16 protein-coding genes and 1 tRNA gene are annotated in these 16,278 nt (G+C 32.8%); 10 read left to right on the top strand and 7 right to left on the bottom strand.

From position 1 onward, the window contains the following. The 4 genes from AAC053_RS05015 to AAC053_RS05030 all read left to right on the top strand — a co-directional run. The coding region (locus AAC053_RS05015) for a heavy metal-binding domain-containing protein (RefSeq protein WP_339753672.1) at positions 1–139 on the top strand (139 nt) is incomplete at its 5' end. Positions 140–202: 63 nt separating this feature from the next. Beyond that, the gene (locus tag AAC053_RS05020) at positions 203–877 is read left to right on the top strand and encodes a head GIN domain-containing protein (RefSeq protein WP_339753587.1); all 675 of its coding nucleotides are present in this window, start codon (positions 203–205) and stop codon (positions 875–877) included. A gap of 46 nt (positions 878–923) precedes the next feature. Then, positions 924–1,610, top strand: coding sequence for a LysE family transporter (locus tag AAC053_RS05025; protein ID WP_339753590.1), 687 nt, complete (start codon positions 924–926; stop codon positions 1,608–1,610). 2 nt (positions 1,611–1,612) lie between these two features. Beyond that, positions 1,613–2,146, top strand: a complete 534-nt coding sequence (locus AAC053_RS05030) for a hypothetical protein (RefSeq protein ID WP_339753593.1) — start codon at positions 1,613–1,615, stop codon at positions 2,144–2,146. A 212-nt stretch (positions 2,147–2,358) separates the two neighbouring features. On the opposite strand, the gene AAC053_RS05035 is transcribed toward AAC053_RS05030, so the two are convergent. From AAC053_RS05035 to AAC053_RS05045, 3 genes are all read right to left on the bottom strand, one after another. After that, a tRNA-Cys gene (locus AAC053_RS05035) sits at positions 2,359–2,429 on the bottom strand. A 50-nt stretch (positions 2,430–2,479) separates the two neighbouring features. Then, positions 2,480–2,842 (bottom strand): dihydroneopterin aldolase, encoded by a 363-nt coding sequence (folB, locus tag AAC053_RS05040; RefSeq protein ID WP_339753595.1) that lies wholly within the window; start codon positions 2,840–2,842, stop codon positions 2,480–2,482. Between the two features lie 15 nt (positions 2,843–2,857). Next, positions 2,858–3,058, bottom strand: a complete 201-nt coding sequence (locus AAC053_RS05045) for a zinc ribbon domain-containing protein (RefSeq protein ID WP_339753598.1) — start codon at positions 3,056–3,058, stop codon at positions 2,858–2,860. 86 nt (positions 3,059–3,144) lie between these two features. Between AAC053_RS05045 and AAC053_RS05050 the strand changes: the two genes are divergently transcribed. After that, positions 3,145–5,151 (top strand): glutamine--tRNA ligase/YqeY domain fusion protein, encoded by a 2,007-nt coding sequence (locus AAC053_RS05050; RefSeq protein WP_339753600.1) that lies wholly within the window; start codon positions 3,145–3,147, stop codon positions 5,149–5,151. Positions 5,152–5,276: 125 nt separating this feature from the next. Next, positions 5,277–5,765: a DUF1761 domain-containing protein gene (locus tag AAC053_RS05055; protein ID WP_339753603.1), complete on the top strand. Its 489-nt coding sequence runs from the start codon at positions 5,277–5,279 to the stop codon at positions 5,763–5,765. A gap of 53 nt (positions 5,766–5,818) precedes the next feature. Here the strand turns inward: AAC053_RS05055 and AAC053_RS05060 are convergent, their stop codons facing one another. Both AAC053_RS05060 and AAC053_RS05065 read right to left on the bottom strand, forming a co-directional pair. Then, entirely contained in the window at positions 5,819–6,340 is a 522-nt protein-coding gene (locus tag AAC053_RS05060) for a hypothetical protein (RefSeq protein ID WP_339753606.1), read from the bottom strand. Beyond that, positions 6,333–7,265, bottom strand: coding sequence for an SPFH domain-containing protein (locus AAC053_RS05065; RefSeq protein ID WP_339753609.1), 933 nt, complete (start codon positions 7,263–7,265; stop codon positions 6,333–6,335). Before AAC053_RS05065 ends, AAC053_RS05060 begins: the two co-directional genes overlap by 8 nt. A 98-nt stretch (positions 7,266–7,363) precedes the next feature. Here AAC053_RS05065 and AAC053_RS05070 point away from each other — a divergent pair, with 98 nt between their 5' ends. Next, complete coding sequence (locus tag AAC053_RS05070) at positions 7,364–8,041, top strand: hypothetical protein (protein ID WP_339753612.1); 678 nt, start codon at positions 7,364–7,366, stop codon at positions 8,039–8,041. Positions 8,042–8,093: 52 nt separating this feature from the next. On the opposite strand, the gene gltX is transcribed toward AAC053_RS05070, so the two are convergent. Next, positions 8,094–9,614 carry a glutamate--tRNA ligase gene (gene gltX, locus AAC053_RS05075; RefSeq protein WP_339753615.1) on the bottom strand — a complete coding sequence of 507 codons (1,521 nt, stop codon included), beginning with the start codon at positions 9,612–9,614 and terminating at the stop codon, positions 8,094–8,096. 102 nt (positions 9,615–9,716) lie between these two features. Then, entirely contained in the window at positions 9,717–10,757 is a 1,041-nt protein-coding gene (locus AAC053_RS05080; RefSeq protein WP_339753617.1) for an alkane 1-monooxygenase, read from the bottom strand. A gap of 109 nt (positions 10,758–10,866) precedes the next feature. On the opposite strand from AAC053_RS05080, the gene AAC053_RS05085 reads away from it, so the two are divergent. The 3 genes from AAC053_RS05085 to ybeY are packed head-to-tail and all read left to right on the top strand — an operon-like array spanning position 10,867 to position 16,263. Beyond that, the gene (locus AAC053_RS05085; protein ID WP_339753619.1) at positions 10,867–14,442 is read left to right on the top strand and encodes a hypothetical protein; all 3,576 of its coding nucleotides are present in this window, start codon (positions 10,867–10,869) and stop codon (positions 14,440–14,442) included. Positions 14,443–14,456: 14 nt separating this feature from the next. Then, entirely contained in the window at positions 14,457–15,860 is a 1,404-nt protein-coding gene (locus tag AAC053_RS05090) for a hypothetical protein (RefSeq protein WP_339753621.1), read from the top strand. Then, a complete protein-coding gene (gene ybeY / locus AAC053_RS05095; RefSeq protein ID WP_339753624.1) occupies positions 15,853–16,263 on the top strand; it encodes an rRNA maturation RNase YbeY in 411 nt (136 codons plus the stop codon). The genes AAC053_RS05090 and ybeY overlap by 8 nt, the downstream gene beginning before the upstream one ends. Positions 16,264–16,278 lie beyond the last annotated feature (15 nt).

Below are 16,278 nucleotides of genomic sequence, written 5' to 3' on the forward strand. Positions count from 1 at the left end.
AGCATTTCAAGAACTAAGAGATAATGCTAAAGGTTTAAATGCAAATGCTGTTGTTGGTATTAATGTAGATATAGAACTTACAGCAGCTAATTATGTAATGGTTTCTGTAACAGGAACTGCTGTAAAAGTAGCTCAATAAGAGATATTTAAGAAAAACTATATATTATTTACAAATTTTTCCGTTATAAATTAAAAGAGAATTATGATAAAGAAAATCATGTTTATTTTAACACTAACTATTGGTTTTAGTGTTAATTCACAAGAAACCGTAGAAAAGACTATTGGTGAATTTACAACCGTAAAAATTTACGATTTAATTAATTTAAAGTTGATTAAATCTAATGAAAACAAAGTTATTATTTCAGGAAAAAACAGAAAAGAGGTAGAAATTGTAAATAAAAATGGCAAACTTAAAATAAGAATGGACCTCAAAGAAAGCTACGACGGTAATGATACCGTAGTGATTCTTTATTACACATCAGTTGATATAATTGATGCTAATGAAGGCGCGAAAGTTACTATTGCAGATCCTATTGAACAATACGAAATAGATTTAAAAACACAAGAAGGTGCAGAAATTACTGCTGTATTAAAAACAACTTATGCTAATTTTAGAGCTGTTACAGGTGGAACTATTAACGTAACTGGAAGTTCAAAAAACCAAGATATTTCTATTTATACAGGTGGTGTTTTTAACGGTGAAAAATTTATTACACAGCGCACCGAAGTCAGCGTTAGTGCGGCAGGTGAAGCTTATGTAAATGCAACAGAACATGCAGAAATAAGAATTAAAGCAGGTGGTGATGTTTTTATATATGGCAACCCAAAAGAAGTCGATGAAAGTCGTGTTCTGGGAGGAAGAATTAAACGTATGTAAAATTCTTATTAGATTTATTACATTTGTGTAAAACCATTAGATTTACATGTTTGATGACATCTTAACAGCCATTCCATTTGGTATTATTTTAGCTTTTACTATAGGACCTGTGTTTTTTGTATTATTAGAAACCAGTGTAACCAAAGGCATTACTAGTGCTATTATATTCGATTTAGGTGTTATCTTAGCAGATATTGTATTTATTTTAGTGATTTTTAAAAGTACAGATACGCTTTTAGATAAAATAAAAGACGACCCTAAATTGTTAGTTTTCGGCGGTGTTTTACTCGTTATATATGGTCTTATAAGTTTTATAAAAACCTCAAAATCATTTCGATCTATTGTTAGAGAACATCATAGAATTGAAATTCCTAAAAAAGACTATGGAAGGCTTTTTATTAAAGGTTTCTTACTAAACTTTATAAATATTGGTGTACTCTTAGGATGGTTAGGTTTTATAGTTATTGGCACTTCAATAACAACTTCTAAAAATGGAGTATTTATATTTATTGCAACAATGCTTACCTCATATTTTTTAACCGATCTTTTTAAGATTGCTATGGCAAAACGCCTTAAAAACAAACTGACACCTAGACGTATTTTTAAAACAAAAAAAATTGTTTCATTAGTAATTTTAGGTTTTGGAATTTTACTTCTTACACAAGGTTTGTTTCCTGAACTTTATGAAAAGAGTAAAGAGCAGATTGAAAAGGTTAACCCATTAGATAGATAGCTTTGAAAGATAACCCACAAAAAATTTTAAACCTACCATTAAGACTAGCGATAGTAATCTTATTATTTGGAGCTTTATTTAAGTTAATGCACTGGCCTTTTGCTAAAGAATTAATGTTTTTGGGTGGTATTCTAATAGGTGTTTTGTACACGATTCGTTTCTTTAACAAGAAAGATAAATACCAATTAGATTATGTGAAACTTACTTTTGTTTTACTATGGGTTTTTAGCTATTTGGTTCAAGTTTTTCATCTTTTTTATGTTCCCTATATCTTTGAAGTTTGCTTACTGATCCTATTTCTTTGGTGGTTTATTAAAGAGGGATCTTCTTATTTTAAGAATAGAAAATTTAATAAGAAAGGACCAATTAGAGTAATGTATTATATCTTAATAGGCCTAGCGTCATTCTTATTATTTTTTGGACTCATATTTAAGATTCAACATTGGCCTTATGGATCAGAATTGTTTGTGTTAGGCATAGTGTTATTGAATACAATAGTGATTTTAGATTATTTTATTATAGAAAGAGCATCCTAAAAATTACATGAACATAGGTTATGCAAGATTACAAAGTAGAATTAAAGCAGCTGTTATAGACAGCGTCATTCTAGTTGGGTACACCTCTTCTACATCGAACTCCTCTTTTTTGAGGTGTAATAGTTATAGAGGATTTGAACCACGTAAACCTTAATCTAAATTTTCTTAAAATTTATAAATAAAAAAACCCTCAACATAAGTTGAAGGTTTTGAGGTGTCGAGCGGATTCGAACCGCTGTAGATGGTGTTGCAGACCACTGCCTAGCCACTCGGCCACGACACCCTTTTGCGAGGGCAAATGTAAAAAAAATAAAGGTTTTACACCCTATCGCTTTAGTTTTTTCGTCTTTTAGACATTTTTATAGTTACCATTTCAACATCACCACCAATTGGAGGATTAATTTTACTAACAGAAATGGTAGCCTTAGTTGGCATTTTATCTTCATTAAAAATCCGAGTTATTATACGCTGCGCAACGGTTTCAAGAAGTTTTGATGGTTTACCCATTTCTTCTCTAACCACTTTGTTTAAGAATACGTAGTCAACAGTATCTTTAAGCTCATCTGATTTTGCTGAAGTCCCTAAATCAGCTTTAACCACTAAGTCAACCCTGTAATCACTACCTACAGCAGTTTCTTCTTTTAAACATCCATGATGTGCAAAAACACGAATATTTTCTACTTTAATTATTCCCATACAGCAAAAATAACACTAGTTAGTAAACAAATCAAAGATATTACTCATTGCACTTGTCCTAGCCTTAAAAAATTCTGTATAAGAACAATTTTCACAAGCAACAGAAGTGATTTTTTTATTCTGTACATCAAAAATTTTTGATAAAGTGCCTCCAGTGGCTCTCATTTCTCCAATCTCGTATGTAGTATTATCACATTTTGGACATTTGTAATTCATGATTAATCTTTTTTGGTTCATACTATAAGTACAAATGTGTACATAAATGTTACAATTTATGTAATTTTACACTTTAGAATTTTCCGATGTCAGAAGAAACAAAATCACTCAATTTTATAGAGCATATTATAGAAGAAGATTTAGCAAACGGCTTATCAAAAGAGCAGCTTCGTTTTCGTTTTCCTCCAGAACCAAATGGCTATTTGCATATTGGCCACACTAAGGCTATTGGAATTAGTTTTGGGCTTGGAGAGACTTACAATGCTCCTGTTAACCTAAGGTTCGATGATACTAATCCCGCAAAAGAAGAGCAAGAATATGTAGATGCTATTAAACGCGATATTAAATGGTTGGGTTATAAATGGGAAAACGAATTGTATTCTTCAGATTATTTCCAAAAACTTTATGATTGGGCTGTACAGATGATTAAAGATGGCAAAGCCTATGTAGACAGTCAATCGTCTGAAGCCATGGCTAAGCAAAAAGGCACTCCAACACAGGTTGGGCAAAACAGCCCATTTAGAAATAGAAGCGTTAAAGAAAATTTAGATTTATTCCAACGTATGAAAGCTGGTGAATTCCCAGCTGGTACTCACCTTCTTCGTGCTAAAATAGATATGGAAGATCCCAACATGTTAATGCGAGATCCTATTATGTATCGTATTCTTTATGCACATCATCACAGAACAGGTGATGAGTGGTGTATTTATCCAATGTACGATTGGACGCATGGTGAAAGTGATTATTTAGAACAAGTTTCACATTCGTTATGCTCATTAGAATTTAAACCTCACAGAAAACTCTATGATTGGTTTAAAGAGCACGTTTATCAGTATAGTAAGAATAAACTACCATTATCACCAAAACAGCGCGAATTTGCACGTTTAAATCTTAGTTATACCATAATGAGCAAACGTAAACTATTGCGTTTGGTAGAACACGATGTAGTCTCTGGTTGGGACGATCCACGTATGCCTACTATTTCTGGTTTGCGTCGTCGTGGTTATACACCAAACTCTATTCGTAAATTTATAGATAAAGTTGGTGTTGCTAAGCGCGAAAACGTGATTGATGTATCGTTGCTTGAGTTTTGCATTCGTGAGGATTTAAACAAAATAGCAAACCGCGTGATGGCTGTTTTAGATCCTATAAAAATTGTAATTACTAATTATCCTGAAGACAAAGAAGAGTGGTTGGAGGCTGAAAATAACCAGGAAGATGAAACTGCTGGTTATAGAAAAGTGCCATTTTCTAAAGAAATTTATATTGAAAAAGAAGACTTTAAAGAAGAGGCAGACAATAAATTTTTTAGATTGAAACTCGGAGGTGAAGTTCGATTGAAAAACGCTTATATTATTAAGGCGAATAATGTTGTAAAAGACGGCAAAGGTGAAGTAATAGAAATTCAATGTACTTATGTTGAAGACACATCTAAAAAAGTAAAAGGCACATTACATTGGGTATCGATTAAGCATGCTCTCACAGCTGAAGTAAGGGAATATGATCGTTTATTTATACACCAATCTCCAGATGGTAATAAGGATAAAGACTTTATGGAATTTGTAAATCCAAATTCTTTAAAAGTGAAGACGGGTTATTTAGAACCAAGTTTAGCAAAAGCTAAAATAGGTGAGCAGTTTCAATTTCAAAGACTTGGCTATTTTAATGTTGATGATGATTCAAAACAAGGAGCATTAGTATTTAACAAAACGGTAGGCTTAAGAGATAGTTGGGCAAAGCAGAAGCCAAAACCTCAAAATACCAATCAAAATCAACCTAAACCAGAGCAACAAAAAAGATCTGCAATAAGTGTGATACAGCAACTCGGTAAAAAATATACTAATTTACCAGAAGAAAAACGATTAAAGGTTAAAGCAGAAATTAAAGAACTCGCAAACATTGTATCTTATGACGAATTAGAACCTTTATTTGGTACTGCGGTTAAAAAAGCAGGTACACGTATCGCTACAATGATTGCACTTAAAGTACTACTTGAAAATGGCTTAGAACGAAATGATGCTATAGATGATTTTGTGGCTAAAGCTAAAGAAGATAAAAATGAATTATTAGTGAGTGAGGCAAGTACTATTTAATTAAGAAATATAAGTTGTTAGCTGCCTCAATAATTATCGGGATAGTTCAGTAATTAATACCTTTAGGTAATCAACTTATAGGTTTTTTGTATATTGTAGCATACTAACAATTAACAATCAATATAATGGAATTTAATTTTTTAGCAATTTTAGTTGCTGCAGTAGTACCAATGGTACTGGGTTTTTTATGGTATAACCCTTTTCTTTTTGGCAATGTTTGGATGCGAGAGGCAGGCATGACAGAGGAAAAGATGAAAAGTGGAAACATGGCCGTTATTTTTGGTGTGTCTTTTTTGCTTTCAATTTTGTTAGCTTTTTTTATTCAGTTTTTAGCTATTCATCAAACAGGTGTTGTAAGTCTTATTGGTGGTGATCCTGCCGCTGAAGGTGTTTTACCTTCATATCAAGCCTTTATGGCTGATTACGGTAATGACTTTAGAACTTTTAAACACGGCGCTTTACATGGTTTACTTGCGGGTATTTTTATTGTATTACCAATAATCGCAACTAATGGTTTGTTTGAGCGTAAATCTTGGAAGCTCATCTTAATTAATGTTGGTTACTGGACGGTTGCTCTAACTATAATGGGAGCTATAGTTTGTGGTTGGGTTTAGAATATGACTAAACATAAAAAAAACCTTGAAGTTGATGCTTCGAGGTTTTTTTATTAGTCTTCTATTTGGTCCACCTGCACATCGTCATCAGGGATTTCTAGACTAGTTTCAAAATTAGGTAACACCACATTAACTAGAGCCTTATTCTTTAACTGCTTGGCCTCAACAAACCACCAAAACTTATCAGTGTCGTTGTAAACACCTAAAAGGTAACTTTTAGACCTAATGCGTTGACCAGTCATTTTCATTTGATTATAACCTTCAATTATACATCGGTATTGACCTTGTTCTTCTATAATTTCTGAAACACTATTGATATCGGCTTTTTCAAAAACGAAGCCTTGAGTTTTCATGGTATCAAATGTGCTTTTCAATAACGTAAACGCAGCCTCTTCCCCACCCATCATGTCCACCACTTTTGGAAGCGTATGCTTTAAAACGGTTTTAAAATCCATTTCTAAAGTCGCCCTTGACGTGATTTTTGCATCATTTAGTGCGTCTTCTTTGGTTTGAGAAAACACACTAACACTAAAAGTTACGAGTGTTATTAGTAGTATTTTTTTAAACTCATTCATTATTTTTTTTGTTTTTATCCGCATTTTTCATTGCCTCACCAATTTGGTTACTAGCGGTAAAACTCGCCACCATATCGTTTAACATTGTGCTACCTGCCTGTGGAGAATTTGGCAACAAGATTAAATTACTATTGGTTTCTTGCCCTATAGACTGAAGTGTATCGTAATGCTGAGTTACAACAATAAGGGCTGAGGCTTCCTGAGAATTAATCCCAACCTTATTCAATACTTCTACAGATTCTTCCAAACCACGAGCAATTTCACGTCTTTGGTCTGCAATACCTTGTCCTTGCAAACGTTTGCTTTCTGCTTCTGCTTTGGCTTTTTCTACAATTAAGATACGTGCCGCATCACCTTCAAATTGCGCTGCAGTTTTTTCTCTATCTGCAGCATTAATTCTATTCATCGCTGCTTTTACTTGCGCATCTGGATCGATATCTGTTACTAAGGTTTTTATAATGTCAAAACCATAATCAGACATCGCATCATTTAATTCTGCTTTTACCGCTAAGGCAATATCATCTTTTTTAACAAAAACATCGTCTAATTTCATTTTTGGCACTTCTGCACGCACCACATCAAATACATATGATGTTATTTGATCGTGAGGATAATCTAGCTTATAGAAAGCGTCATACACTTTGTCTTTAATTACTTTGTACTGTACAGAAACTTTTAGACGAACAAATACATCATCTAAAGTTTTGGTTTCTATAATAACATCTAACTGTTGAATTTTTAAACTCATTTTACCAGCAATTCTATCTACTAATGGAATTTTAAGCTGCAATCCGGATTGTCTAATGCTCTGAAATTTACCGAAGCGTTCCACAATGGCCGCAGTTTGTTGTTTCACCACAAAGAATGAAGAAATTAAAATGATTAATCCAAAAAAAATAATTGGAACTAGAATATATTGACCCATAACACGTTTTTTTAAGATTAGTTAATACGAGAGACTAAATGTAAGTAATAATATTAAATTATTTTACTTAGGTTTGTCTCAATCAGCCCTAAAATCGCATGAAAAAAAAGAAACACCTTCTATTAGTAGCTATCTGTATGGCTTTTGTTGCACTTGGTTATGGACAACACAAAAATTATAAGATTAAAAATGGAATAGGTATTCAAGGTGGAATTACGCAGTTTAATATCCTTACTGATAATTTTGAAACTAAAGCTAATACTGGTTTTATAGGTGGTTTAACGGCTTCGGTTGATATTCCACACCGATGGTATAATGTTAGTTACAGTATTCAGTTATCGGAAAATAATATAGATATCAACGCAGCTACTCCTGAAACTTCTAGAGAAGAATATATCGAATATAAAATGTTCACAGCTCAGATTTCATTTTTATTTCACATTAAGTTAATTAGTAATAATGTAACCTTAGATGTTGGGCCAATGCTTCAATACAACAGTGAATTAGAACTAAAAGACGATTCTAAAGAAGGCTTTATTATTTCTGGTTATAATAATTTATTAACTGAAGATATTACAGATATTTCAAAGTTCAATGCTAATGGAGTGGCAGGTGTATCAGCAGGTTTTGGTAATTTTTTATTAAGAGTACAATACGTTTATGGATTTACCAATATTTTAGGTAAGCTGAATAATCAAAACCTTGATATTGGTAATAATGATAAATTTAAAGGTAACCAGTCTTTATTGGCTTTTACAGCCATAATAACGTTCTAACATTAGAGTTGTAATTCTACACTTGTTTCATAATTTCATAAAATATTCAACATCAGTTTATAGATTTTACCAAAGCCTCAATACGTTTTACTGTTTCAGCTTTACCAATAATAAACATTATATCAAACACGTCTGGTCCTTGTAAAGCACCAACTAATGCTAGTCTTAAAGGCATCATTACTTTGCCAAAACCAATTTCATTGTCTGTAATCCAACCTTTAATATTGGTTTGAAGGTTTTTAACCATGAAATCATCTGTTGCATTAACAAGCTTAATGACTTTATTTAAGATGTTATCTGTATCTTCTTTTAGAGCTTTTTTAGAGGCTTTTTCGTCATAAGACGTTGGTGTTACAAAGAAGAAATGACCCAAATCCCAAAAATCACCTACAAAAGTGGCACGCTCTTTTATTAAACCAACAACTAAAGCGATAAAATTAACATCCACTTCTGCTAATTTGGGTTGGATAGCTTTAAATTCTTCGGCTAAATCTAAATCGAGCTGTTGTTGCATGTAATGATGATTAAACCACTTCGTTTTGTCTGGATCAAATCGAGCTCCAGCTTTATGAACTCGCTCTAAATCAAAATCTGAAACCAATTGTTCAAGTCTAAATAGTTCTTGTTCCGTACCGGGATTCCAGCCTAAAAATGCCAAAAAATTCACTACAGCTTCTGGGAAATAACCATCTTCTTTATATCCTCTAGAAGTTTCATTGGTTTTTGGATCTGTATAAGCTAATGGAAACACCGGAAACCCCAATTTATCACCATCACGCTTACTTAATTTTCCTTTTCCTGTTGGTTTTAGAATTAACGGTAAATGAGCAAATTTAGGCGCTTCCCAACCAAAAGCATCATACAATAATTGGTGTAATGCTAGAGATGGTAACCATTCTTCACCACGAATCACATGTGTAATTTCCATTAAATGATCATCTACAATATTTGCTAGGTGATAGGTTGGCATACCATCACTTTTAAACAAGATTTTGTCATCTAGCACATTTGTTTCAATAGATATATCTCCTCTAATAATGTCTTTTAAATGCAAGGTTTCATCTTGTGGTGATTTAAAACGAATTACATAGTCGTCTCCAGCTTCTATTTTAGCTTTTGTTACGTCTTCAGTTAGCACTAGAGAATTTACTAAACGTCCTTTTTCTCTGTTGTGCCAATTGTAGATAAAGGTTTTGCCCTCAGTTTCATGGCCTTTTCTATGGGCATCGAGTTGTTCTGAGGTATCAAAAGCATAATACGCTTTATCTTCTGTAATTAATTGATCTGCATATTTTTTATACAAATGCTTGCGCTCACTCTGTCTGTATGGGCCATATTTTTCGTTTTTACCTGGTCCTTCATCAAATGGAATATTGCACCAATTCAACGACTCTACAATATAATCTTCGGCACCTTCTACATAACGATTTTGGTCTGTGTCCTCAATTCTAAGCACAAAATCACCACCATGCTTTTTCGCAAATAAATAGTTGAACAAAGCAGTTCTTACACCACCAATATGCAAAGGCCCTGTTGGACTTGGTGCAAAGCGCACACGTACTTTTTTAGACATAATTATAAATTAAAAGGCAAAGATAGATTTATAAGGTTTTAGAACAAAGAAAAGAGACAAAAGAGAATAGATAAAAGAAACTCAGATAGGACCTCTATCGTTCTAATCAATCATATCCCTTGGCACACGCTTATTCATAATCCTAAACCATAAAGGCGGAATCATAGCCAAAACCATAGACGTCGGATAACCATAAGGCATTTGCGGACTTTCAAAGTGGCAATCTAAAATCTGGTATTTCTTAGATGATTTGAAGTGATGATCGCTATGACGAGTCAATTCGTACAATACAATTCTGCCAATAACGTGGTTAGAATTCCAAGAATGTATTTTTTTAACACGCTCGTAGCGACCAGATTTAGTATGCAAACGCAGTAAGCCGTAATGTTCAATATAGTTAACCGTTTCAAGCAAAATAAAACCTACATTTCCGGCAAAAAGGGCAAAAATAAAAGCCGTTGTACCAAAAAACAGAGCTACAATAGTTAAATATGTAGCCTGAAATATCACATACCAAAACATATCATTTTTAACCGAAAAGAAGGATTGGTTGTTATTTTTTAATAGTTTATTCTGAATCTTCCATGCACTAAAATATTGACGAATGGTTGAGGTAAACCAAAAGGAATACACACTCTGATTGTATCGTGCTGTCGCTGGATCTTCTGGAGTTGCTGCATGCAAATGATGCCCAAAATTATGTTCAATATAAAAATGCATATAAAATGATGGTAAAAGCAGTGCTTTACCTAAAAAACGCTCGTTTGTAGTTTGTCTATGACCAAGTTCGTGAGCGACATTTATGCCGTTGACACCAAGTACAATTCCAACCGAAATAATTAATCCCACAAACTCATAGGCATGTAATGTAGTGCTAGATACTACATACAATCCATAAATAGTAATGCCATAAACTAATGGAAGGTTTAAATAAAGTAACCAATCAAATACCTTCCTTTTTAACAGACTTTCTGCTTCGTCAGATTGTAAATTATCAGTATCAACAGGAAAAATAAGTTCTAAAACAGGAATACACACAAAAGAAAATATTGGCGTAGCCCAAACCCAATAACCTTTTAAAATTAACCCTAAAAAACCCATAATCGGAATTGAAAATGCAGCTAAGTATTTAAAGTCTTTCATCGAAATTCCTCTGATTTAACAGTTTATTGCTCTAAATTAACAGAATCTTACCAAATTTAACGAAATAGCTATTAAAATAAAATTGTAGATTAGTCAGTTAGAATTATATATGAGCAATTTTGAAACCATTAAAAGTAAATTAGAGCAGTTCATTAAAAGGTATTATATCAATGAACTACTAAAGGGCGCAATTTTATTTTTTGCGATTGGCTTACTATATCTTATGGTTACGCTTTTTGTGGAATATATGTTGTGGTTAAACTCGACGGCAAGAACTATTCTGTTCTGGGCTTTCGTCGTCGTAGAAATTGGCTTATTTATTAAGTTTATCGCAATTCCGCTATTGCACTTATTTAAGCTTAGAAAAGGAATTAATTACGAAACAGCCTCTAAATTAATTGGAAACCATTTCTCACAAGTTAACGATAAGCTGCTAAATGTTCTTCAATTAAATCAAAACCCAAAGCAATCTGATCTACTAATTGCGAGTATTGAGCAGAAATCTCAAGAGTTACAACCAGTTCCGTTTAAGTCTGCTATTAATTTTAACTCCAACACTAAGTATTTAAAATATGCCGCAATACCCATTACTATTTTAGTATTGTCTTTTTTAACAGGAAAGATAAACTGGTTTAGTGATAGTTATGAGCGTGTGGTAAATTATCAAACAGCTTATGAGCCACCTGCACCTTTTCATTTTTTTGTTATTAACGAATCACTTCAGGCAATTGAAAATAAAGATTTTAAGTTAAATGTTTCAACGGTTGGTGTTGTTATTCCAGAAAACGCTCAGATTAAATTTAATGGGCAATCTTACTTTTTACAACAAATAGCATCAGGTGAATTTCAATATGTGTTTAGTCTCCCAAAAAAAGCTGTTGAATTTACGTTGTCGGCAAATGATGTAGTGTCCAAGCGGTATAGATTAGAAGTGGTAAACACACCTAATTTGGTTAATTTTGAAATGGTTTTAGATTACCCTTCACACACTAAAAAGCAAGATGAAGTTTTAAAAAGTACAGGTTCAGCAGTTATTCCAGAAGGGACAAATGTCACTTGGCGTGTTAAAACGAAATCTACGACTAATGTAAATATTTATGCAGATGATACTTTAGCTTTTAGTAGTGACAAAATTGGTCAATTTGAAACGACTAAACGGATATTTAAAAACTACAATTATAACATCACCACAAGTAATAATAGCCTAAAAGACTATGAGAATTTAGCTTATAATATTGATGTGGTAAGAGATATTTATCCAGAATTAAGTATAAAGGTTCAAAAAGATTCTATAGACCAGCAAAGCCTTTATTTCTACGGACAAGCGAGTGATGATTATGGACTAAGTAAGCTACAGTTGGTATATTATCCATCTGAGGATGACTCTAAAAAGGTTTTTGAGCCAATTAACATTTCAAAATCCAATTTTAGTGAATTTATAACTGCATTCCCTAATCAGTTTAATTTAGAAGAAGGAGTCAGCTATCAACTGTATTTTGAAGTGTTTGATAATGACGCGCTTCATAATTATAAGCGTACAAAAAGCAGTGTATTTAGCTATAGAAAATTAACCAAAGACGAAGAAGAGCAGAAACAGCTTAATGAGCAGAATAAAACAATAAAAGATATCAGTAAGACTTTCGATAAACTTCAGGAACAAGACAAAAAGCTTGAAGAATTATCTAAAACACAAAAAGAAAAGGAGAGTCTAAATTTTAATGATAAGAAGAAGTTTGAAGATTTTCTAAAGCGTCAGAAAAACCAAGAACAGTTGATGAAAAATTTCAACAAAAAACTTCAAGATAATTTAGAGGAATTTCAGAATGAAAAAAAAGAAAAAGATCAATTTAAAGAAGATTTAAAAGAGCGCTTAAAAGAAAATGAAGAACAATTAAAGAAAGATGAAAAGTTATTAGAAGAGCTCGAAAAACTAAAAGATAAAATTAATAAGGAAGAATTTACACAAAAGCTAGAAGAATTAGCCAAACAAAATAAGAATAAGAAACGAAGCATGAAACAGCTTTTGGAGTTAACCAAACGTTTCTATATAATGAAGAAGGCTGAAAAAATTTCAAATGAGTTAGATAAATTAGCTGAAGAACAAGAAAAGTTATCCGAAAAGGATAAAGGAAATACTAAGGAAGCTCAAGAAGAATTAAATAAGGAATTTGATAAACTTAAAGAAGATTTAAAAGATTTAAAGCGCGAAGACAAGCTACTTCAAAAACCTATGAATTTGCAAAGAGATGAGTTTCTTGAGGATGAAATAAAATTCGACCAAAAAGAAGCAACAGAAGCACTCGAAAAGAAAGAACAACAGGAAGAAGGGCAGAAACCTGAAGAAGCTAAAGAGGAACAACTTAAAGCAAAGAAGAACCAGAAGAAAGCGGCTAAGAAGATGAAGCAAATGAGTGAAATGATGAAAAAGAAGTCTGAGGGCGGAGGCGGAGGTGGTGATCAAGCGTCTGAAGATATCGATACACTTCGTCAGATTTTAGAGAATCTATTACTCTATTCATTTAACCAAGAGTCGCTTATGAATATTTTTGAGAATATTGATGTCAATAATAACAAATACGGAAAGTACATTATAGAGCAAAGTAACCTTAGAGAACATTTTGAGCATATCGACGACAGCTTATTTTCATTATCATTAAGACAACCTAAAATTTCGGAAAAAGTAAATTCTCAAATCACAGACGTCTATTTTAATATCGATAAAGCACTTGGTCAACTTACAGAGAATAGATTATATCAAGGTGTGTCATCACAGCAATATGCTATTACGGCGAGTAACGAGCTAGCGAGTTTTTTAAGTGATGTTTTAGATAATATGGAAGAGTCTATGAATTCATCACCAGGTTCTGGTAAAGGTGGAGGGGAACAATTACCAGACATTATTATGAGTCAAGAAGAGCTTAATAAGCAAATGGAAGAGGGTGTAAAGAAAAGTGAACAGGGTAAAAAAGGAGAAGAAGGTAAAGAAGGGGAAGGCGAAAAACCTGGAGAAAAAGGCAAAGAGGGAAAAGAAGGTGAAGTAGAGGAACCTGGTGAAAAAGGAAAGTCTGGGGAAGAAGGAGAGAATGGCGAAAGCGGCGAGAACGGGAAAAGCGGTAAAGAAGGAAAAGGAGGTGAAGGAGGTCAGAATGGTGAGAACGGAGACCAGAAAGGTGAAGGCAACCAAAATGGTAAGAATGGTAAGAATGGTGAAAATGGAGGTGAAGGAAATGATGGTGAAGGAGAAAAGAATGACGGCTACGGAGAAGGTGGAAGTGAAGAACAGAATGGTGAGTTGTTTAAAATTTATCAGCAACAACAACAATTGCGTCAGGCTTTAGAAGATAGAATGGTTAAAGAAGGTAAGATTGAATCAGCAGGTCAATTAATAAAACAAATGGAGGATATTGAGCTCGATTTATTAAACTCTGGTTTTACTAATCAGACACTTCAAAAAATGATGGATCTACAACACCAACTATTAAAACTTGAGAATGCAACCTTTATGCAAGGACAAGATTCTAAACGTAAATCTGAAACGAATAAGAAGGAATTCAACCAAACAAATCAGAGTCAAATACCAACAGCAAAACAATATTTTAATACTACAGAAATATTAAATCGCCAAGCACTACCTTTGCAAAATCATTTTAAGAAGAAGATTCAAGAGTATTTTAAGAATAACTAAAAATCAATGGCCATATGAAATCGATAATTATGCTATTAAGCGTTTTAATCATATTTATGACCAACCCAATTAAGAAGGGGGCTAAGGACATTAAATTAAATAAAAAGTATAAAGTTGAGAACACATTTTCCGGTAACACTTCGGGAGAGGATAGTTTTCATTTAATTATCGCAAAAAACACGTCATCTAAAGCTTACGACATTATTCCCTATCATTTTAAAGATGGTGAGACTATAAAATTAAAGACCATACCCTTTGATAAAGAGCCAAGTGTGCTTTCCTTTCATAATAGTAGCGGTAAATTATCTTTAATCACAAAATCTAAAGAAGGAAAGGAAGAAAAAATTCGTGTTTTGGATATTAATTTAGCTTCGGGTGAAAGCAAGAAATCTGACAGCTTTTCTACAGACGATTTTAAAGCTGTAATTAGAGAAAAGGACAAAAACATTTTACTCTATGCAAAAAAGGAAGCTATTACCGTGGTAAATGCTCTTAGCGCAACATCAACTGAAACCATAGTGGTTAAGCCGAGTAAAGAGGCTCAAGAATTTTTTAAATCGCTTTCTAACAACAATATTGATGCAATCAACACAAACGAATTTGTAAAGAATGGTTCAATAAATGATTTTAGGGTCTATTTTGAAGAAGGTGTTTTAACGTTAACCCAAGAAGATTCTAAAGAAGGTTTTACGAATGCTATTCAAATTCCAATGGATAATAATGAGTTAACAGTCGATGTAAAAGTATTTAAAAACGAATCTTTGAATGGCAAAATTAAAAAGAGCACGTCTTATTTTTCTGAAGACAAGCTTTATCAGTTAAAACTAAGAAAAGAAGAAGCCAAACTAGATGTGTATAGTATTGGCGCGAACACCAAAGCAACAATAGATCTTTTAAACGCTGCATTTAGGAAAGCGGTTTCAGATAATAACAGTGCTGAAAAATTCCTAAAAAACGCATCAAAAAATGCTAATGCTCCAACCGTTACAATTAATAAAACATCAATAGGCGATGTAAAGATTAGGTTTGACTATGTTAACAAGAACAGTTATAATTACCGTTATAATTGGTGGTGGCATCACAATTGGATGATGCAACAGATGATGTGGCAACAGCAACAGCAAATACAGATGAGGGCATCTGGATTTGGCCCTAATCCATTTGAAGAAATTTTTTTTATTAAGGATGAAAAAAGTCATTTTGAAATTGGCTTAGACCTAAGCGGTAATATAATAAGCCCAGAAGGACTTGAAACGGTTTACAAAGACATAGACAAGAAAAGCTATATCGAAAAATTGGACGATAATAAAAAGCTTAAACATTCATCCACAGTCTTTACAGAGAAATATTTTAGATATATAGCTTACAACAAAACCTCTAAGTCATTCGTAATTATAGAAAAACCCTTAAATGATTAGTTTTAATTATGAAACCGATTTTAAATTGGAGAATACTGACAAGGTATCAAACTGGATTTCAGAAACCATTTTAGAAGAAAACCATAAAGAGGGAGAGATTAATTATATCTTTTGTTCTGATGATTATCTGCATAAACTAAATGTTGATTTTCTAGATCACGACACTTTAACCGATATTATTAGTTTCGATTATTCAGTAGGAAAAGAACTACATGGTGATATTTATATATCTGTGGATAGGGTTAAGGAAAACGCAAAGGATTTTAATATTGAATTCGAAGATGAAATAGCACGAGTTATAATTCATGGTGTTTTACATTACTGTGGTTATAAAGATAAATCTGATGTTGATGAAATATTGATGCGCTCTAAGGAAGATCACCACTTAGCTAGACGTTCGTAATTATCACTATTTCAG

The organism is uncultured Winogradskyella sp. (genome assembly GCF_963975125.1).
Lineage (GTDB): Bacteria > Bacteroidota > Bacteroidia > Flavobacteriales > Flavobacteriaceae > Winogradskyella.